The organism is Rhodopseudomonas julia, from assembly GCF_030813515.1.
GTDB lineage: Bacteria > Pseudomonadota > Alphaproteobacteria > Rhizobiales > Afifellaceae > Afifella > Afifella julia.
In genome coordinates this window covers 1,620,805-1,639,856 of the sequence record NZ_JAUSUK010000001.1, presented here as the reverse complement: position 1 = coordinate 1,639,856, position 19,052 = coordinate 1,620,805, and the positions used below count along the sequence as shown (strand labels likewise).

Genomic DNA, 19,052 nt, shown 5'->3' with positions numbered 1-19,052 from the left:
CCGGGCCTCACGTCTTGCACCGCACCACACCCGGCCTATAGTGCGCGGCCGATCATAACCCTGCGCAACAAGCGGATTTCCATGGCTTCCGACGTCAAGAAAGTGGTGCTCGCCTATTCCGGCGGCCTCGACACCTCCATCATCCTGAAATGGCTGAAAGTCACCTATGACTGCGAGGTGGTGACCTTCACCGCCGATCTCGGTCAGGGCGACGAACTCGAGCCGGCCCGCAAGAAGGCGGAGATGCTCGGCATCAAGGAAATCTACATCGAGGACCTGCGCGAAGAATTCGTCCGCGACTTCGTCTTCCCGATGTTCCGCATGAACGCCGTCTATGAAGGCGTCTATCTCCTCGGCACCTCGATCGCCCGCCCGCTCATCTCCAAGCGGCTCGTCGAGATCGCCCACGAGACCGGCGCCGATGCGATCGCCCATGGCGCCACCGGCAAGGGCAACGACCAGGTCCGCTTCGAGCTCAGCGCCTATGCGCTCGATCCCGACATCAAGGTGATCGCCCCCTGGCGCGAATGGGACTTCAAATCGCGCACCGACTTGATCGATTTCGCCGAGAAGAACCAGATCCCCGTGCCGAAGGACAAGCGCGGCGAGGCGCCCTTCTCCGTCGATGCGAACCTCCTGCATTCCTCCTCGGAAGGCAAAGTCCTGGAAGATCCGAACGAGGAGCCGCCGGCCTATGTCTTCCAGCGCTCCGTCTCCCCGGAAGAGGCACCCGACAAGGCGACCATCATCGAGATCGCCTTCAAGAACGGCGACGCCGTTGCGATCGACGGCAAGGCCATGAAGCCGCATGAGCTTCTGGCGGCCCTCAACGATCTCGGCCGCGACAACGGCATCGGCCGCGTCGATCTCGTCGAAAACCGCTTCGTCGGCATGAAGAGCCGCGGCATCTACGAGACGCCGGGCGGCACCATCCTTCTGGAAGCGCACCGGGCGATGGAATCGATCACGCTCGACCGCGGCGCCGCCCATCTCAAGGACGAGCTGATGCCGAAATACGCCGAGCTCGTCTACAACGGCTTCTGGTACGCACCGGAGCGCGAGATGATCCAGGCGCTCGCCGACAAGAGCCAGGAGAAGGTCGAAGGCACCGTCCGCCTGAAACTCTACAAGGGCAATGTCATCGTCATCGGCCGGGCGAGCCCGCAATCGCTCTACAATGACGAACTCGTCACCTTCGAGGACGATCGCGGCGCCTACGATCAGCGCGATGCGGCGGGCTTCATCCGCCTGAACGCCCTGCGCCTCAGGACGCTCGGCATGCGCGACCGCCTGAAAGGCTGACGGGACGGCTGCATTTCTTTGCAATTTGAGGGGACCGGGACCATTTATTTCTCATGTCCTGGTCCTTTCCCATCGGCCGGCTCTTCGGCTCTGAAATCCGCATCCACGCCACCTTCTTTCTTCTCCTGGCGTGGATCGGGTTCGCGCATTACCAGATGGGCGGGGCCGCAGCCGCCATCGATGGCGTTCTCTTCATCCTGGCGATCTTCGCCTGCGTCGTAGCGCATGAATTCGGCCATGCGCTGACGGCGCGGCGCTACGGCATCAAAACGCCCGACATCACGCTTCTGCCGATCGGCGGGCTCGCCCGTCTCGAACGCATGCCGGAAAATCCGCGCGAGGAGATCCTCGTCGCGCTTGCCGGCCCGGCCGTGAACATCGTCATCGCCGCCATTCTGATTGTCATCCTCGGCGGCGCCGTCGATACGGCCTCGCTCGCCTCCCTCGACAACCCGCAGGTGAGCTTTCTGGCCCGCCTTGCCGGCGTCAATCTCTTCCTCGCCCTCTTCAACCTCATTCCGGCCTTCCCGATGGATGGCGGGCGCGTCCTGCGCGCGGCCCTCTCCTTCAAGCTGAGCCGCCCGGCCGCCACCACGGTGGCGGCGCGCATCGGCCAGGGCATTGCGGTCGGCTTCGGCTTTCTCGCCCTTTACGGCAATCCGATCCTCCTCCTCATCGCCGCCTTCATCTTCCTCGCAGGCAACGCGGAGGCACGCTCCGTCGGCCTCGAAGATGCCGCGCGCGGTCTCAGGGTGCGCGATGCGATGATCAGCGAGTTCGAATCCCTCGCCCCCTCCGCGACCCTGGGCGAGGCCGCCGAGCTCCTTCTGCGCACCACACAGCATGAATTTCCGGTCGTCGATGGCAGCGGCCGCCTGCGCGGCATCCTCACCCGCGCGACGCTGATCGAAAAGCTGGCAGCCGAGGGGCCGGACGCCCCCGTCCTGCATGTCATGACGACCGATATTCCGGTGATTGCCGCGCGCGCCCGCCTGAGCGATGCGCTGAAGCGCCTCCAGGCCGGCATGGCGCCGGCGGTCGGCGTCGTGGAAGGCGGCATCAGCCTGGCCGGCCGCACCGAAGGCGGCCGCTTCATCGGCTACATCACCGTCGACAACATCGACGAGCTGATGATGATCCGCGGTGCCACCGGGCCCGCCTCACCACCCCGCCGCGGCACCGGCCCCGTCGTGCCGCAATAGCCGGTCGCGAACGCGGTCACCGGGGCGCGCCCAACCGCCCGGCCAGCAGCGCTCCGAAATCCCGCGGGCGGAGCCGAACAAACCCCGATCAGCGGCTGACGCGCAGATTGGAAAGCGAATCGCCGATCTGTTTGAAGGCTGTCTGCAGCGCCGAAGTATCCGGGGAATCGAAATAGAAGCTGTCCTGCGACGCACAGCGCCGCATCATCTGCTCGGTCGAATAACCCGGCTTGTTGAAGGCGATCGTGTAGACGAGAATCCCGGCATTTTTCATCGAGGTACAGACCTGCTCGAGACGTTTATTCAACTCGCCCTTGGGATTGCTGTACCCCAGACGTTGATCGGACTCAGGGCCATAAGCAGAATATTCTTCGCCCCAAGTGTTTTCACCATCTGTCATAATGATGGCCGCCTTATCCATCAGCTCATTGTTGTAGTCGAGTGGCAAACCGTTTGTGCCCATATCTCCGCCCCAGTAGCCGCGCCAACGCGGTGACAACATTCGCCAGCCCCAGACCGCACCGAGATTGATGTGGGTATTGCCGTCTGTCGTCATCCTGTTGATACCGGCCTCGATCGTCGACTTGACGGGCGTCATTGGCGTCACGGCCTCAGAACAATATTTGTTTGGACTCCGCCACGAATTATTATACGGCGTATAATATGCAGTCGGCTTAGTCACTTTCCATTCACCGTAATAGCAATCACCCCAAATTTCGAAACCCGTGCAGTATCTAGTCGAATTGTTCCAGTTATTGCTATCGGAGTCCGGCCATAGATACACATGAAAACGGGATTCGATAGGAGGCTTGACCGTGTCGTCGTGCATGGGCGGCGTGTCGGTGACGTCCTGGCCACCGGTGCGCGCCTCCACGCAGCCGCCCCACGCTCCGCCGGCTGACTGACCGTAATCGGCGTAATGGGGGTCACTTGGATCTGTGACATTCTCTATGATCCAGCCCTTGTTTGCTCCCCCGATATTTACGCCCTGCGAGAACGGCACCAGGCCCACATAGAGGTTCTCAGCGACGGCATCGTCTCCGAACAGGATATCGACCAGGGTCTTGGCTGCCGTTTTCAAAGACCCGAGGCTCGATCGCATCGACCCCGTATTGTCGAGCACCATGACGACTTCGAGACCGCCCATCTCGCGCGTAACCTCCGAATACGCGCTCACCGTCAGCGTCCTGAAGCCGAGAAGACGCATAAAGGTGGTCGGCACCTTCGCTGAGGCATTCACAGTGATCGTGGTCTGTGCTGCATTCACCTTGGCCTCGACGTTGGTGATATGGGCATTCGCATAGCCGTCGGGGAAGTTCGCTCGGACGAACTGCTCCACCTCTTCCTGCACATTGGTCGAATTGATCCGTGATCCGGCCGCAAGCCCGCCGGCATCGGCGGCATTCAAGAGCTTCGCCTGAACGAACTGCGCGCGCCCGACATCGACGGCAAAGCCCATGAGCGCGATCAGCCCGAGCGCCGAGAAACCGATCAGTGGTGCAACGGAGCCGTCTTCCCGGCGCAGATAGCGGTGAAACAGGCGACGGAGAGAACACAACATCACGAACATCCCGCTGTCGTCGTCAGCTGCCCCAGACGGGGGCGGAACATGGCGTATTTGTAGATACCGTGGTCTCCTACGAAGTAGCTACCGAAGGTCGGCGTCCACTCGTAAAACACCTCAGTGATGATGAGATAATCCTTGGGATCGAGGGTAAGGTCGCCAGGCACCTTGGCGATGTCGCCGATATCACCGATGCGGCTCGCCACATCGAGCGTCCCGCCGCCCTTGCATTGCCATTTGACGCGGATCTTGGTCTCATCGCTGTCGCGGGCGACGGCGCTCAGGATGATGAGGCCGTTCTCGCTGAAATCGAGTGGCTTCATCAATTCGGCCGACGCCTGAAACAGCTGATCGGCCATCGAATAGGTGAGGGTCTTGTCGCGAGCCACGGCGTCGGCAACTGTGAAGGCCATCTTGTCGGCCTTCTGCAGCACCAGGATGTAGCGGCTCATTTCAAAGCCCCCGAGCGTCAGAACCACGAGAAAGGGCGCCGAAAGCGCGAATTCGAGCGCGGCCACACCCGCCTCGTTGCGCCGGAAAGCGCGCAATCGCGCAAATACCCGGCGTGATACCCACCGTGATATTCCCCATGCCAGATTCAGGATCGGTCGCATCAGAAGGGCTCGTTCTTCACCACCGCATGCACGGTGATATCGAGAGTGTCGTCGCTGCCGCCGAGGATTGAACCGATCATCGGCGTGAAGAATTTCCACGGATAGGTGATCGTGTAGACGACGACCTCTTTCTTCCCGCCATAGCCGGCCGTACCGGCATTGTCGTCGTATTCGCCGTTGCCGTTGGAGTCGGTGTAGTTCTCGCCATCGTCGCGCACGCCATTGCCATTGGCGTCGATGAAGGGCTCAGGGCCTGCGGTCATTTCGTCGAAGTCGGTATAGGAGCGGCTGCTGATTTGGATCCTGGCCGGATCGATCAGAACACTCGCATCCCCCTCGAGCGCCGCGCGGATCGTCTGCTCGCGGGAGAGCTTGTTGTCTTTGTCGGTGTAACCCGTGCGCCCGAGCCGGGTCGCGGTATAGCTCGCATGCTCCAGCACGCTCTCGGCGGAGAGATAAAGCCCGAGCTCGACAATCCCCATCATCATGAAAATGAGAACCGGCGAAATCAGCGCGAATTCCACCGCCGTCGCGCCGTCTTCGTCGCGACGCCACCGCGAACATCTTGTCCGATATCGTCCGAGCATGGTTAACGCCTTACGATGACGTTTTCTTTTGTCTCTTCGAGCCGTCATGTGGCTTGCATCTTCGCCCCAAAAAAGCACGAAGCGATTAAAATGCGCTGCATTTCGCGGGAAACCTGCAAGAAGCCTCAATGAGGTGTTAAGCGGCGCGTGAAAAATCCGAAAAAATGTGTCAAAGGGCCTTTCTGAGGCGCCTTTTCAGCGCTTCGGACGATGTTTGCGCCACAACCCCTGTCTTCCATGACTGGAATGGAGTATGGGCGGCGCACATATAAAGGCCCTCATGACAAAGACTCTTCGTAACATCGCCATCATCGCGCATGTCGATCATGGCAAGACGACGCTCATCGACGTGCTCCTCAGGAGCTCGGGCTCCTTTCGCGAGGGGCTGCGTGTCGCCGAGCGCGCCATGGATTCCAACGCGCTGGAGCGCGAGCGTGGTATCACCATTCTCGCCAAGGTGACGTCGCTCGTCTGGAACGACGCGCGCATCAACATTGTGGATACGCCAGGCCATGCCGATTTCGGCGGCGAGGTGGAGCGCATCCTCAATATGGTCGACGGCGCTCTTCTCCTCGTCGACGCGGCCGAAGGCCCGATGCCGCAGACGAAATTCGTGCTCACCAAGGCGCTCGCCGCCGGGCTGAAGCCGATTGTCGTCATCAACAAGGTCGATAAGGGCGACGCCCGCCCCGACTATGTCCTCAACGAGGTCTTCGATCTCTTCGCCGCCCTCGGCGCCTCCGAAGAGCAGCTCGACTTCCCCGTCCTCTATGGCTCCGCCAAGCAGGGCTGGATGGCGGACACGCCGCAAGGCCAGCATCAAGGCATCGACGCACTCCTCGACCTCGTCGTGCGCCACGTCAACGCGCCGACCACCGAGGAAGGCCCGTTCCGCATGCTGGCGACGACGCTGGAAGCGGATCCCTTCCTGGGCCGCATCCTTACCGGCCGCGTGCGCTCCGGCGAGATAAAGCCCGGCCAGACGGTGAAGGCGCTGTCGCGCAAGGGCGACGTCGTCGAGAATTTCCGCGTCTCGAAGGTTCTCGCCTTCCGCGGCCTGGAGCGTCAGCCGATCGACAAGGGCGAGGCCGGCGACATCGTCGCTCTCGCCGGCATGAGCGAGGCGACCGTCGCCGATACGCTCGCCGATCCGGAGGTGACGACACCGATCGCCGCCCACCCGATCGATCCGCCGACCCTCTCCATGTCGTTTCGCATCAATGACGGGCCGCTGGCCGGGCGCGAGGGCTCCAAGGTGCAGAGCCGCGTGATCCGCGAGCGCCTGTTGCGCGAAGCGGAAGGCAACGTCGCCCTGAAGATCACGGAATCGACCGACAAGGACGCTTTCGAGGTCGCCGGTCGCGGTGAATTGCAGCTCGCGATCTTGATCGAGACCATGCGCCGCGAAGGCTTCGAGCTGACGATCGGCAAGCCGCGCGTCGTCAACAGGACGGACGAGAACGGCGAAGCGCTGGAACCGATCGAAGAGGTCACGGTCGACGTCGACGACGAGTTCTCCGGCGTCGTCATCGACAAATTGTCCACCCGCCGCGGCGAGATGGTGCAGATGCAGCCTTCGGGCGGCGGACGCACGCGCATCGTCTTCTATGTCCCGACCCGTGGCCTCATCGGCTATCAGCCGGAGCTTCTCTCCGACACGCGCGGCACGGCGATCATGAACCGCGTCTTCCACGAATGGCAGCCCTGGCGCGGCGAGATTCCGAGCCGCCAGCGTGGTGTCCTGATTTCCAACGGCACCGGCGCGGCCGTGCCTTACGCGCTGTTCAATCTCCAGGACCGCGGTTCGATGATGATCGGGCCGGGCGAAGCCGTCTATCCGGGCATGATCGTGGGCGAGCATTCGCGCGGCAACGATCTCGAGGTGAACGTGTTGAAGGGCAAGCAGCTCACCAACATCCGCTCCGCGGGCAAAGACGATGCCGTGCTTTTGACGCCGCCTTTGAAGCTCAGCCTGGAGCAGGCGCTGTCCTACATCGCCGAAGACGAACTGGTTGAAATCACGCCGCAATCCATTCGTCTGCGCAAGGCGATCCTCGACCCGAACGATCGTAAGCGGGCCGAGCGCAGCAAAAAAGATGCCGCTTGACGTATCGAGAGTGATTGCTCGAAAGGGGCGAAGCGGCTTACGCTTCGCCCATGAGCGCTGTCGTTATCGATATCCGCTATGCGGAACATTCCGATGCAACCGCCATCGCGGATGTGCATGAGCGTTCCTGGAGCGAGGCCTATGCCGGCATCCTTCCGGCCGTCGCGCTTCGCCAGATGGTCGCCCGCCACGGACCCCGCCACTGGGTGGAGGTGATCGGCCGCAGGCGCAATGTCCTCGTTCTGGAAGTCGGTGGTGTGGTCGCCGGCTATGCCACCTTCGGCATCGCAAGACAGCGCCCGCATTCGCGTACCGCCGAAATCTACGAGATCTATCTGCTGCCGGAATACCAGGGCATCGGCGGCGGACGCCTGCTCTTCGAAGAGACCTGCCGCACCTTGAAGGAGCGCGGCTTCACCCGCCTCATCGTCCGCGCTTTGACGGAAAACCAGCGCGCCCTCGAATTCTACGAGCACCGCGGCGGCGAAATCCGCTCCATGGCGCAGACGCTTTTCGGCGAGCGGCGCATGCCCGTTGCGGTCTTTTCGTTCAAGCTCTGAAAGCTGCCGGAACGGTCAGACGACGCTCTGAACCTTCTTTGTGAGTTCGTCCGGATCGCCCGCGAGGCGGAGCACTTTCACGCGGCTCGTCCCGCCGCTTGCAACCGACACCGCGCTCTTCGGAACACCCAACACCTTCGCCACCAGATTTTCGAGCGCCTTGTTGGCCGCGCCCTTTTCCGGCACGGCCCGCACGCGCGCCTTTATGACGGCGCGCCCGTCGGCAAGCTCTTCCACCCCTTCGAGCGCATCCTTGGCGGCCTTCGGCGTCAGGCGCACCGAAAGCAGGAGCCCCTCGGAGGTGACCTTATAAGGCTCGCTCAAAAGACGATGGGATAGATGTAGTAGATGATGATCCGCTGCAGCAGAAAGATGAGAAGGATCGCGATGATCGGCGAAATGTCGAGACCGCCGAAGGCCGGCACGAAGCGCCGGATCGGCCGCAGCACCGGCTCCGTCAGCTGATAGAGCATGCGCCCGATCGTCGAGACCACCTGATTGCGCGGATTGACGACGTTGAAGGCGTAAAGCCACGAGAAGATCGCGCTGGCGATGATCACCCAGGTATAAAGATTGAGGATCAGAAGGATAACGTCGAGGATGGCGCGCATGGAGGTCCGGGATGTCTGTGGTGGCAGGACGCTCGCCCATGTAGCGGCCAAGCCAGCGCCTTACAAGGCGTGATCCCGCCGCGCCCCGGCAATCAAAGCGTCCCCGTCAACCCGCCATCGCGAAAATCGGTCCGCCTCTACGTCAACCTCACGCGACGAGCCGGCAGAGCCGCCGCACCTCTTCGGCCCCGTGATCGCCGGCGCTGAGGGCGACTTCGCGGGCAATCCGCTCTTCCTCGCGGCAAAGATCGCGCTTGGCTCGCAGCGCACGGATGAGGGCATGGGCGGCGCGGCTGCGCGCCGGATCTCCCGGCTGATAGACTTCCTGCATCAGGAGTATGATCTTGGCATCTTCGCCCATGGCAAAGTCCTCCTTCGCAGATGACAACGCCCTTTGATTCAAAAGCGTTTCAACTGTGCGACAGTAAGTGCGCGTTATGCTTAACCGTTGGTTACGCCCCCGCGCAACGGGCGCGGTCCCACCTGTGGAAAGCGCCTGCGAACTCTCCTTTACCGGCTCAAGCTTGCGCCGACGATGCTTCGAAATGCAGGGCAGCATCTCTTCGTTCATCGCCGCTTTGCGCGCCACCGCGCCACGCCCGTCAGGCGGCGAGATCGTGATGCGGCAGCTTGCTGCGCTGGCTCACCGCCCAGCCGGAGACGGTCACCGGCTCGCGCTCGAAACGCGGCAGAAGGCTGCGCCCCAGAATATGGTCGGCGGCCTTCTCGCCCACCATCAGCGAGGGCGCGTTGAGATTGCCGTTGGTGATCTGCGGGAAGATGGAGGAATCGGCCACTCGGAGCCCATCGACCCCGATCACCCGGCATTGCGGATCGACGACGGCGCCGACATCATCGGCGGCCCCCATGCGACAGGTGCCGCAAGGGTGATAGGCGCTTTCGACCTCGCTTCGTACGAAATCGTCGAGTGCCGCATCGCTCATCACCTCCGGCCCGGGCGCAAGCTCTTCGCCTGAGAACTCGCCGAAGGCCGGCTGCGCAAAGATCTCGCGGGTAAGCCGGATCGCCGCCCGGAAATCCCGCCAATCCTGCTCGTGGCTCATGTAATTGAAGCGGATCGCAGGCGCCGTCGCAGCGTCCGGCCCCTTCAGCCGCACATAGCCGCGCGAGGGTGAACGCATCGGCCCGATATGGATCTGGTAGCCATGCGCGCTCGCCGCCGCGCTGCCGTCATAGCGCACCGCCGCCGGCAGGAAATGCATCTGCAGGTCGGGATATTCGACACCCGGCGCGGAGCGAATGAAGGCGCAGGCCTCGAAATGGTTGGTGGCGCCGAAACCGGTGCGCGTCAAAAGCCAGCGCGTACCGATCCGCCCGCGACCGACGAGCCCGAGATGCGGGTTGAGCGTGACCGGCTTGCGGCATTCCTGCTGCACATAGACTTCGAGATGGTCCTGCAGATTGCCGCCGACGCCCGGCCTGTCGGCAACGACATCGATGCCCTGCTCCCGCAAATGCTCGGCCGGCCCGATGCCGGAGAGCATCAAGAGCTTCGGCGAATTGATCGACGAGGCGGAGACGATGATTTCCCGCCTTGCCCGGATCGTCTCGCGCGCACCGCCGCGGGAGACGACGAGCCCGACGGCCCGACGATCCTCAAACAGGATGCGCTCCGCCAGCGTATTGCTCATGAGCTCGACATTCGCCCGCTTCAAGGCCGGGCGCAGATAGGCCTGGGCCGACGACCAGCGCTGGCCGCGCCACACCGTCATCTCCATCGGCCCGAAGCCTTCCTGAGCCGAGCCGTTGTAATCGAAGGTGAGCGGATAACCCGCCTCAGAACCCGCCCGGATGAAGGCCGAATAAAGTGGATTGCGCATCATGCCGCGCGTCACATGCATCGGCCCGTCGCTGCCGCGCCAGCCGGCCTCGCCGCCATGGCTGGTCTCCAGCCGCTGGAAATACGGCGCGACGTCGGCATAGCCCCAGCCGCCTGCTCCCATCTCCTGCCAGGTATCGAAATCCTGAGGATGGCCGCGCACATAGACCATGCCGTTGATCGATGAGGAGCCGCCGATCACCTTGCCGCGCGGGCAGGCGAGCGACCGGCCGCCAAGATGCGGCTCGGGCTCGCTGCGATAGCCCCAATCGTAGCGGCTCGTATTCATCGGGATCGAGAAGGCCGCCGGCATCTGGATGAAGGGCGAGACATCGCTGCCGCCATATTCCACCACGAGCACGCTGTTCTGCCCGTCCTCTGACAGCCGGTTGGCGAGCACGCAGCCGGCGGAGCCGGCGCCGATGATGATGAAGTCGACTTCACGCATGAGGGTGTTTCCGCAACAAAAGAGCATCGACGGCGTCTTCGAGGAGCGCGGCCGCGCCGTCCGGATCGGCGGGGCCGGCCAGCGAACGGCGGATCCACACCCCATCGATGAGCGAGGCGACTGTCTCCGCGATCCGCACGGCCTCCTCGCGCGCCACCAATTCCTGCAGCGCGTGCAGGAGATTGCTTTCAAGCCGCCGCGTATAGACGCGCAGGAGACGCCGCGCTTCGGGCTCCGTCTGCGCCGCTTCGTAGAAGGCGAGCCAGGCGGAAATGACGGCCGGACGAAACTGGGCCGCCGAAAAATTTCCGGCGATGATGGCGCTGATGCGGGCTCGCGGCGTCGCCGCGTTTTTCAGGCATCTCTGCATCTCCTCGCCGAGTTCGGAGAGGAGATGGCGCATGGTGGCGAGCAGGAGCTTGTCCTTGCCGCCGAAATAATGATGCGCGAGCCCGGCCGACACGCCGGCCCGCTTGGCGATCGTGCCCATGGTGATATGCGCCATGCCTTCCTGATGGATGGCCTCGATGGCGGCGTCGATCAGCGCCTTGCGGCGCACGGGTTCCATTCCGATGCGGGGCATTGTCGTCTCCTGGCACCCTTCTGCTGGTTTTTGATTGATCAGTCAATCAAGCAAACATTGCCATTCCGCAGCGATGATGTTTCGATGCCGCCGCCGCGTCGCCGGCAGCCTGACAGCCCCGCCGCAGCGGCGGGACATGGCGCCTTGCGCCACGCGGCACGACATTAAAAACCAAGACGGAGACACCGAATGACGCCCATCGCCCGACAGCTTCTTGCCGCCCTATCCGGCGGCGTCTTCGCCCTGTCGCTTGCAGGCCCGGCGCTTTCGCAAGGCGCCCCCGATACCTGCAAGACGGTGCGCTTTTCCGATGTCGGCTGGACCGATATCACGGCGACGACGGCGCTTGCCTCGGTGGTGCTGGAAGGCCTCGGCTACAAGCCGGACGTGAAAGTCCTGTCCGTGCCGGTCACCTATGCGTCGCTGAAGAACAAGGACATCGACGTCTTTCTCGGCAATTGGATGCCGACGATGGAGGCCGACATCGCGCCCTATCGCGAGGACGGTTCGGTGGAGACGCTGGAGCCCGCCAACCTCACGGGCGCCAAATACACGCTCGCAGTGCCCGCCTACACCTATGACAAAGGCCTGAAGAGCTTTGACGACATCGCCAAGTTCAAGGACGAGCTCGACGGCAAGATCTACGGCATTGAACCCGGCAATGACGGCAACCGCCTCATCCTCGGCATGATCGAGGACGACCAGTTCGGCCTCGGCGATTTCGAGCTCGTGGAATCCTCCGAGCAGGGCATGCTCGCCCAGGTCGGCCGCGCCATCAAACGCGACAAGCCGATCGTCTTCCTCGGTTGGGAGCCGCATCCGATGAACGCCAATTACGAGATGAAATATCTCTCGGGCGGTGATGATGTCTTCGGCCCCGATTACGGCGGCGCGACCATCTACACGAATGTCCGCCAAGGCTATCTCGACGAATGCCCGAATGTCGGCCAGCTCCTGAAGAACCTGAAGTTCACGCTGCCGATGGAAAACGAAATCATGGGCGCGATCCTAAACGACAACAAGGAAGGCCGGACGGCCGCCAAGGAGTGGCTTCAGGCCCATCCCGACACCCTCGACACATGGCTTGAGGGGGTGAAGACCTTCTCCGGCGAGGATGGCCTGCCTGCCGTAAAGGAAAGCATCGGCGGCTGACGCCCCGGCTGCCAGATGAAATTCCGGGTCGGCGAAGATCTCCGCCGACCCGCCGCAACCCTCGACGGGGATCGGCCGTTCACCGCAGGAAGGCAGCGGATGCTCCGCCGTCAGAAGCGGTTGGGAATGCACAAAGAAAACCTGAGATCGCCGGCGGCGGATCGTCTTGAAGACCTGAAGCGAGAGAACGCCGAATTGAAGGCGCGCCTCGCGGCTCTGGGCGAAGGCCGGCGCCCCTCCCAGGCGGATGAGGAAGACGCCGGAGCCCGCCTGTTGCGTCGTGAAGAGCAGCAGGCCCTCGTCGCCGCCCTCAGCAATCACGCGCTCGCCGGCGCTCCGATCGACCAGCTGTTGGACGAGGCGGTCGCCGGTGTCGGCAAGGCGCTCGGCTGCGACCATACCGCAATTTTGCGACTTCTTCCCGATGGCGAGAACTTCCTTCTGACCGCCGGCTCCGGCTGGCGTGCGGGCCTCGTCGGAACGCATCTCGTCAGCGCACGCGCCGGCTCCAAGGCGTCCTTCGCTTTGAGCTCAGGACAGCCCGTGGTCACGGGCGATATCGCCCAAGAACCACGTTTCGCCCAGGACGGCGTTTTTCTCGAACACGGCATCAAGAGCGGCGTGACCGTCCTCATCGGCAAGAAGGACAATCCCTGGGGCGCGCTCGGCGTGCATGCCTGCGAGATCGAGCGCTTCGTCGCCGAGGATATCGGCTTCGTGCAGGCCGTCGCCAACATCCTGGCCGTGGCGATCGAGCGGCAGCGCGCCGAAACCAGATTGCAGGCGCAGGAACGGCGGCTTCGTCTGGCGCTCGACAGCGCCCATATCGGCACCTGGGTCTGGCACAAGGAAGAGGGTCTTTCCTATTGGGACGAAACCACCTTCGAGATCTTCGGCGTTCAGGAACGAGACCGCCCGCTCCCCCATGAGGAAGCCATCGGCTTCGTTCATCCCGCCGATCGCGAGCGCGTGTCTCGCGAGCTTTCGGCCCTGATCGAGGATGGCCGACCGCTATCGATCGAATTCCGCATCACCCGCCCGGATGGCGAGATCCGCTGGCTCGCGGCCGCCGCCGAATGTCATCGCAGCGATCAGGGCACCCGCGCCTACGGCGTCAATTACGACATCAGCGCCCCCAAGAAGGCCCAGGCCGAGCTGGCCGACAATGCCGCTCGTTATCGCCTCTCGCTGCGCGCCGTCGCCGGCGTCGTCTACGAGCGCGACATGACGACCGGCCTTGTGACGGCGAGCGAGGGCCTGGAAAGGCTCGTGGGCGAGAGCCATGGCGGGAATTCGTTCCTGCCCTGGTGGCTCGAGCGCGTCCATCCCGACGATCGCGACAGGCTGCGTCGCCTCGACGCCGAGCTGCAAGAAGGCGAACGCGACAGCTTCGAAGCGACCTATCGCGTCCGCCATGCGGACGGTCATTGGATCGATGTCTGGGACCGCGCCTATCTCATCTTCGACAAGGACAGGCGCCCCAGCCGCCTCTTCGGTTTCGCCTCTGATGTGAGCGAGCTCCTCGAGGTGCAGCGGCGCCAGACCGTGCTTCTGGCCGAGCTCGACCACCGAGTGAAGAACATGCTCGCCAATATCAGCGCCATCGCCACGCAAAGCCGCAGCGAGACGCATTCCATCGATTCCTTCATTCGCTCCCTGCGGGGGCGCATCCAGGCGCTCGCAGATGCGCATGAACTCTTGAGCCGCTCCGGCTGGAGCGGGACGCTTTTGCGCGATCTTGTCGAGGGCGCATTGCGGGCGGTGGGTGGGCGCGCCAACGTCCGCCTCCAGATCGACGGACCCGATGTGATGCTGCCCCCGCGGCTCACGCAAAGCCTCGCCTTGAGCCTGCACGAACTCGCGGCCAATGCCGCCCGCTTCGGGGCGCTCTCGGCGCCGGGAGGGCATCTGAAGATTACCTGGGAACGCGACGACCTGCGCGATGGTCATCTGTTCACGTGGGACGAGACCGCCCCGGAGGCACTGCAGCCTCCCGCCAATGAGGGCTTCGGCACGTTCGTGATCCGCTCCATGATGGAGACAGAGCTGCACGAAAAGGTGCGCTTGGAATTTCGCTCGCAAGGGGTTCTGTGTGCCTTCCGCATACCGCAGATGAAGGAGGCGCCGCGGCACGACCTGCCGGCTGCGGCCCGCGGGCGACAGAACGGCAAGCCGAAAGCAGATCCGGCGCTGCCGAAAGGCGCGGTCTTGATCGTGGAGGATTCCCCCCTCCTCGCCTCCGTCATGCAGGAAGCCGTGGAAGCGGCCGGCTGGCCGGTCGTCGGGATAGCCGCCGATGTCGCGGAGGCGCGCCGCATGGTGGCGGAGAAGACCTTCGCGGTCGCCCTCCTTGATCTCAATCTTCAGGACGAGATTTCAACCGAAGTGGCGCGCGACCTGCGCCGCAAGGGCGTGCCCTATGTCATCGCCAGTGCCTACAGGCCTCAGGATCTTCTTGAGCCGGAATTGGCCGATGCGCCTTATCTGCCGAAGCCGATCGACCAGAGAGCACTCGTGGAAATCGTGCGGCTGTTGATGTCGAGCCCGCTCGAACGCTTCGCACCGGCGTGAGCGGCCGATGCCCGGCGAACACCGACCAGAGCCCGGAGCGCGCGGCGGCTCTCGGGCCGCAGCCTCAGGACACCATTTCAAGTCCGGCGAGCTGACGCACGGCGGCTTCGACGGCGACACGCTCGAACGGCTTGCGCACGATCAGAGCATCGCGCTCCCCGACCGAGCGCAGGACTTCGCCCGGGAAAGCCGTCAGGTACATGACCCGCGCTTCGTGAAAGCGGCGGATGGTATTGACGGCGTTGAGCCCGTTGCCCTCGGCGAGACGGACATCGGCGAGGATGAGATGCGGCCGCTTCTCCGCAGCCTTGAAGACCGCCTCGCTCTCCCTGCTCGCCATGCCGATGACCTCGATGCCCATGCCCGAGACGATCCCGGAAATGTCGCTCGCAAGAAGCGGCTCATCCTCGATGATCAGCGCCGACAAGGTCGGCGAGGCGAGCATCCGGTAGCCGTCGTCGACGAGACTTTGCGCCCTCTCCGGGCTGACGCCGAGGATCGTCGCCACCTCGTCAGCACGAAAGCCGCACACGGCCCGCAAGGCGACGGCTTCGCGTTCTTTGAGCGGCAAACGCAGGAGACCGCCATGCAGCACTTCCTGTCCGATGGCACGGCCGTTGCTCACCCACATCGGCGAGATCTCGGAGGCGCCGACTTCGTGGAAATGTCGGAAGAGGGTGATGAGCGGATCTCGGTTTCCCGCAAGGCGCACCGGATCGAACCGCCGCAGACAGCGTTCGATCACCTCATCGGCCTGCGGCAACGAGCCGAACAGGCAGAAGGCGTAGCGGCGAAGACGAGCCACCGCGTGTTTCACGTCATCGGAGACCTGCGTGTTCATCATCTTCCCCCGATCCGGACGAAAGCTGTCCGTCCAACCGAAACCCGAAGGATCAGCCTATACGAACCTAGCCGCGCCAGCATTAACCTGAGCGAACTTAGTATCCAAACGCGGTTTCAGGCATCAAAAGCTTGTAGCCGCCTAACGACCTTAGACGTGAAAGCCCGGCAAAATATGGCAGGCTTCGCGGCCGAGGGGTGATTCTTGCGCAAAATGGCCCGTCGGGGAAGAGAGCAGGCAAACGCTGCGATGACGACCGGTGACGACCGGAAGGATGCGGTCCGTCGCGAGATCGCCGCGTTCATCCCGCATCTGCGCCGTTTTGCCAGGTATCTCGTTCAGAACCCGGAATGGGCGGACGATCTCGTGCAGGAATGTCTGGTGCGCGCCGTCGCCTCCCTGGACCGTTACGAAGACGGCACCAATCTGAAAGCCTGGCTCTTCACCATCCTGCGCAACATCTACAAGAACGATCTGCGCAAGAGCGCCAACCGGCGGCGAGTGGAAGAGGATCTGACGCATGAGGCGAGCACGCACAGCAAGCCCGGCCAGGAAGCGGCCGTCGCTCTCCAGGAGGTGCGCCATGCCTTCGCCCACCTCTCGCCGGAGCATCGCGAGATCCTGCTTTTGACCGCCGTCGAAGGTGTCGGCTACGAGGAAGCGGGCGAGATGCTCGATATCCCGATCGGCACGGTGCGCTCGCGCGTTTCGCGTGCCCGCGCCCGTCTCACGGAGCTCCTGGGCCAGGCAAACACGGACGACGCGGGATTGACGGCAACCGAGGAAACTGGCGGCACCGAGGCCGCAAACCGCCTGAAAGGCGGGTGAGCCCGTCTCGAGCGAGCCGCAGAACCCGGGCAGGAGACGTCGGCACACGGCCGTCACGTGGCCTCTCCGCCGAACAGCCGCCGACAACGCGCCTCAGGCGTTCAATCGTCGCGTTTCGTCTTCGTGAAAGGAGAAAGCTCGGATGAAACAGCCGTCCGCTCTCCGGCTGCCGCGCCAGAAAGCTCTTCCGGCGTCTGCACCGCGCCGGTGAGCGCCTGAAGCAGGCGCTCCGGCACGTCCTCGGTCAAGACTTCCTCGCCGAGCTTCGCGAGCTGCCTTTGCAGGTCGCTGTCGTCCTGCACGAGGTTGGGCGAAGATTCCATGGGCTTGCCGCCGGATTGAGCTCGCGGTCTGATCATCTCAACTGCCTTGAACCAGCGCTTGGCCGGCGATGTTTGCTCGACCGCTGGTCCTCTGTCAAACGGGCGACTACCGCACGGAAACGACATTTGAATCGCCGCGCACGCCCGCTCCCGCCCCCGAAGAGGTCGTGTTGGCAGCGGTTTTGCGAACCGGATTGTTCGGCGCCTTCCAGCGCCCGGCCTTGCGGTAAAGGCTCGCCTCCAGATCGGCGAGCGCTTCATCGAGGAACGCCCGCATCGTCGGCGAGACGGACTGCATCACGTCCGCGTCGGCGCGCTGCCACAGCGCCTCGATCTCGGCGACCTTCTCCTCACCCTTCTCCGTGAGTTCGATCATGCATTTGCGCTGATCCTGCGGAGCCGTCCGCCGGCAGATATAGCCGTTTCGCTCCAGACGCACCGTCATCTTCGTGACCGTCGGCGGCTGGATGGCGAGCAGGAGCCCGACATCGGAAAGGCACATCGCACCTTTTTCCTTGAGCAGCATCAACACGCCGTCCTGGCCCGGATGCAGATCGATCTCGCGCAATTTCGCCGCCACGAAAACGCGCTGGGCCTTCCCGGCCTGCGAGAGTTTGTAAAGCAGTGTGTCCTGGACCAAGAGCGTATCCCTTCCTCCTCGTTGACGCGCCGATTTCTTCAAGCGCGTCAGTGCATTCGGTGGCAGGAAACACGGCAGTCGGTGGCTGGTTCCGCTCCAGCTTGCAGGAAACGCGCATTTGTCGCGCGTTCCGCAGGGTCAGTGAAAAAATCGCCGAACGAGGAGCGCCGCCCCTCTTATCCGGCGATATCGTTCTCCGCCGAAATGTCGCTGCGATCGCGCCGCCTCGGCGCGCTCTGCCGGTCGCGGGTCTTCGCCTTGGCGCGCGCGGCGGCCGCGGTTTTCTGGGCTTCCGCGGTCAGTTTCATGGTCGACACATAGGCGTTTTCCAGATGCGCCCGCATCCGCCGCGCCGCAAGCTCGCGGTCGTTGGCGCACAGCGCGTCCATGATCTCCATATGCTCCTTCACCCAGGTCACAATTCGTTGAACGGGCTGAATGCCTTGATATTCCAGAAGCCGGCGCATCCGGTTCTGGTGCTGGATCGCCTGCACGAAGAAGCTGTTGTTGGAGAAACCCGCCATCATCTCGTGGAACTGCGCGTCGATGGCGAACAGTTCCAGGCTGCTCGGCGCCAGCGTCTCGCCCTGCTCCAGGAGCCACAGATGCCGGGCGCGAGCGCGATCGAGCGCCACCATGTCGATCTCGAAGGTCTCCAGCATCAACGCGGCGGGCTCCACCATGATGCGGAAATCATAGCTGTTGCGCAGCGCCACCGAGGTGTCGATCGCCGGCTGGAAGGTCCAGCCGCGCCCCTTGTTCTTGGTGACGATGCCTTCTTCAGCCATGCGCGACAAAGTGCGCAAAAGCACGGCCCGGCTCGTCTTGAAGCGGTCGAGCAGCATCGTCTGGGTGACGGTGTTGGGAATCTCGCCCTGCAGGCGCTCGCGAATGAGGTCGAGATAAAGCTCGTCGTCGCTGCTGCTCGGCGCCGCCAGGATCGTGCTCTTCAGGGCCGTCCAGCCCTTGAGGAGGACATATCCCTGGTTCGGGCGCGCCCGCACGATCTCTTCCTGGGCGAGAAGACTGAGGGCCGCACGCACAGGCGTCCGCGACACGCCGAGCTGCGTCGCCAGCGCCACCTCCGCCAGGCGATCTCCCTCTTCGAGCCGCCGATCTCGCACGATATCCAGGATTTGGTTGGCGAGAGCATATTGGCTCCTGGAACCGCGTTGCCCGTTGGTTTCCTCTCGTCTGGCGCGCATTCGTCTCCCCCTGTGACCTCTGCTTCGATAGATTTGGGTAAACGCTTCGGCGTTCAACGGCAATTCACCGTTGG

General features: G+C 63.4%; 19 protein-coding genes. 7 read left to right on the top strand and 12 right to left on the bottom strand.

Annotation, left to right across the window (positions count from 1 at the left end; all coding sequences use genetic code 11):
* Positions 1-81 precede the first annotated feature (81 nt).
* Both J2R99_RS07545 and J2R99_RS07540 read left to right on the top strand, forming a co-directional pair.
* Complete coding sequence (locus tag J2R99_RS07545; protein WP_307153824.1) at positions 82-1,302, top strand: argininosuccinate synthase; 1,221 nt, start codon at positions 82-84, stop codon at positions 1,300-1,302.
* A 53-nt stretch (positions 1,303-1,355) separates the two neighbouring features.
* Positions 1,356-2,504 carry a site-2 protease family protein gene (locus tag J2R99_RS07540; RefSeq protein ID WP_307153823.1) on the top strand — a complete coding sequence of 383 codons (1,149 nt, stop codon included), beginning with the start codon at positions 1,356-1,358 and terminating at the stop codon, positions 2,502-2,504.
* A gap of 88 nt (positions 2,505-2,592) precedes the next feature.
* On the opposite strand, the gene J2R99_RS07535 is transcribed toward J2R99_RS07540, so the two are convergent.
* From J2R99_RS07535 to J2R99_RS07525, 3 genes are all read right to left on the bottom strand, one after another.
* The gene (locus J2R99_RS07535) at positions 2,593-4,074 is read right to left on the bottom strand and encodes a pilus assembly protein TadG-related protein (protein ID WP_307153822.1); all 1,482 of its coding nucleotides are present in this window, start codon (positions 4,072-4,074) and stop codon (positions 2,593-2,595) included.
* Positions 4,065-4,586 (bottom strand): TadE/TadG family type IV pilus assembly protein, encoded by a 522-nt coding sequence (locus tag J2R99_RS07530; protein ID WP_307153821.1) that lies wholly within the window; start codon positions 4,584-4,586, stop codon positions 4,065-4,067. The genes J2R99_RS07535 and J2R99_RS07530 overlap by 10 nt, the downstream gene beginning before the upstream one ends.
* Positions 4,587-4,681: 95 nt before the next feature.
* On the bottom strand, positions 4,682-5,269 hold the full coding sequence (locus J2R99_RS07525; protein ID WP_307153820.1) for a TadE/TadG family type IV pilus assembly protein: 588 nt from the start codon (positions 5,267-5,269) through the stop codon (positions 4,682-4,684).
* A 280-nt stretch (positions 5,270-5,549) separates the two neighbouring features.
* Here J2R99_RS07525 and typA point away from each other — a divergent pair, with 280 nt between their 5' ends.
* Together typA and J2R99_RS07515 are read left to right on the top strand one after the other, a co-directional pair.
* Complete coding sequence (gene typA, locus J2R99_RS07520) at positions 5,550-7,376, top strand: translational GTPase TypA (RefSeq protein WP_307153819.1); 1,827 nt, start codon at positions 5,550-5,552, stop codon at positions 7,374-7,376.
* A 50-nt stretch (positions 7,377-7,426) separates the two neighbouring features.
* Positions 7,427-7,936, top strand: coding sequence for a GNAT family N-acetyltransferase (locus tag J2R99_RS07515; protein WP_307153818.1), 510 nt, complete (start codon positions 7,427-7,429; stop codon positions 7,934-7,936).
* A 15-nt stretch (positions 7,937-7,951) separates the two neighbouring features.
* Here J2R99_RS07515 and J2R99_RS07510 read toward each other — a convergent pair whose 3' ends face one another.
* From J2R99_RS07510 to betI, 5 genes are all read right to left on the bottom strand, one after another.
* On the bottom strand, positions 7,952-8,260 hold the full coding sequence (locus J2R99_RS07510) for a DUF167 family protein (protein ID WP_307153817.1): 309 nt from the start codon (positions 8,258-8,260) through the stop codon (positions 7,952-7,954).
* Positions 8,257-8,547, bottom strand: a complete 291-nt coding sequence (locus J2R99_RS07505) for a YggT family protein (RefSeq protein ID WP_307154174.1) — start codon at positions 8,545-8,547, stop codon at positions 8,257-8,259. Before J2R99_RS07505 ends, J2R99_RS07510 begins: the two co-directional genes overlap by 4 nt.
* A gap of 148 nt (positions 8,548-8,695) precedes the next feature.
* Positions 8,696-8,908, bottom strand: a complete 213-nt coding sequence (locus J2R99_RS07500) for a hypothetical protein (protein WP_307153816.1) — start codon at positions 8,906-8,908, stop codon at positions 8,696-8,698.
* 241 nt (positions 8,909-9,149) lie between these two features.
* Positions 9,150-10,835 (bottom strand): choline dehydrogenase, encoded by a 1,686-nt coding sequence (gene betA, locus J2R99_RS07495; protein WP_307153815.1) that lies wholly within the window; start codon positions 10,833-10,835, stop codon positions 9,150-9,152.
* Positions 10,828-11,418 carry a transcriptional regulator BetI gene (gene betI / locus J2R99_RS07490; RefSeq protein WP_092813297.1) on the bottom strand — a complete coding sequence of 197 codons (591 nt, stop codon included), beginning with the start codon at positions 11,416-11,418 and terminating at the stop codon, positions 10,828-10,830. Before betI ends, betA begins: the two co-directional genes overlap by 8 nt.
* 189 nt (positions 11,419-11,607) lie before the next feature.
* Here betI and J2R99_RS07485 point away from each other — a divergent pair, with 189 nt between their 5' ends.
* Both J2R99_RS07485 and J2R99_RS07480 read left to right on the top strand, forming a co-directional pair.
* Entirely contained in the window at positions 11,608-12,570 is a 963-nt protein-coding gene (locus J2R99_RS07485; RefSeq protein ID WP_307153814.1) for a choline ABC transporter substrate-binding protein, read from the top strand.
* 126 nt (positions 12,571-12,696) lie between these two features.
* The gene (locus J2R99_RS07480; RefSeq protein WP_307153813.1) at positions 12,697-15,141 is read left to right on the top strand and encodes a PAS domain-containing protein; all 2,445 of its coding nucleotides are present in this window, start codon (positions 12,697-12,699) and stop codon (positions 15,139-15,141) included.
* 64 nt (positions 15,142-15,205) lie between these two features.
* Here the strand turns inward: J2R99_RS07480 and J2R99_RS07475 are convergent, their stop codons facing one another.
* The gene (locus J2R99_RS07475) at positions 15,206-15,985 is read right to left on the bottom strand and encodes a response regulator (protein ID WP_307153812.1); all 780 of its coding nucleotides are present in this window, start codon (positions 15,983-15,985) and stop codon (positions 15,206-15,208) included.
* 246 nt (positions 15,986-16,231) lie between these two features.
* Between J2R99_RS07475 and J2R99_RS07470 the strand changes: the two genes are divergently transcribed.
* Positions 16,232-16,810, top strand: a complete 579-nt coding sequence (locus J2R99_RS07470; protein WP_307153811.1) for a sigma-70 family RNA polymerase sigma factor — start codon at positions 16,232-16,234, stop codon at positions 16,808-16,810.
* 101 nt (positions 16,811-16,911) lie between these two features.
* Here J2R99_RS07470 and J2R99_RS07465 read toward each other — a convergent pair whose 3' ends face one another.
* The 3 genes from J2R99_RS07465 to J2R99_RS07455 form a co-directional block, all read right to left on the bottom strand.
* Positions 16,912-17,133, bottom strand: a complete 222-nt coding sequence (locus tag J2R99_RS07465) for a hypothetical protein (protein ID WP_307153810.1) — start codon at positions 17,131-17,133, stop codon at positions 16,912-16,914.
* A 106-nt stretch (positions 17,134-17,239) separates the two neighbouring features.
* Entirely contained in the window at positions 17,240-17,773 is a 534-nt protein-coding gene (locus J2R99_RS07460; RefSeq protein WP_307153809.1) for a MarR family winged helix-turn-helix transcriptional regulator, read from the bottom strand.
* A gap of 176 nt (positions 17,774-17,949) precedes the next feature.
* Entirely contained in the window at positions 17,950-18,978 is a 1,029-nt protein-coding gene (locus tag J2R99_RS07455; RefSeq protein WP_307153808.1) for a GntR family transcriptional regulator, read from the bottom strand.
* Positions 18,979-19,052: the final 74 nt, after the last annotated feature.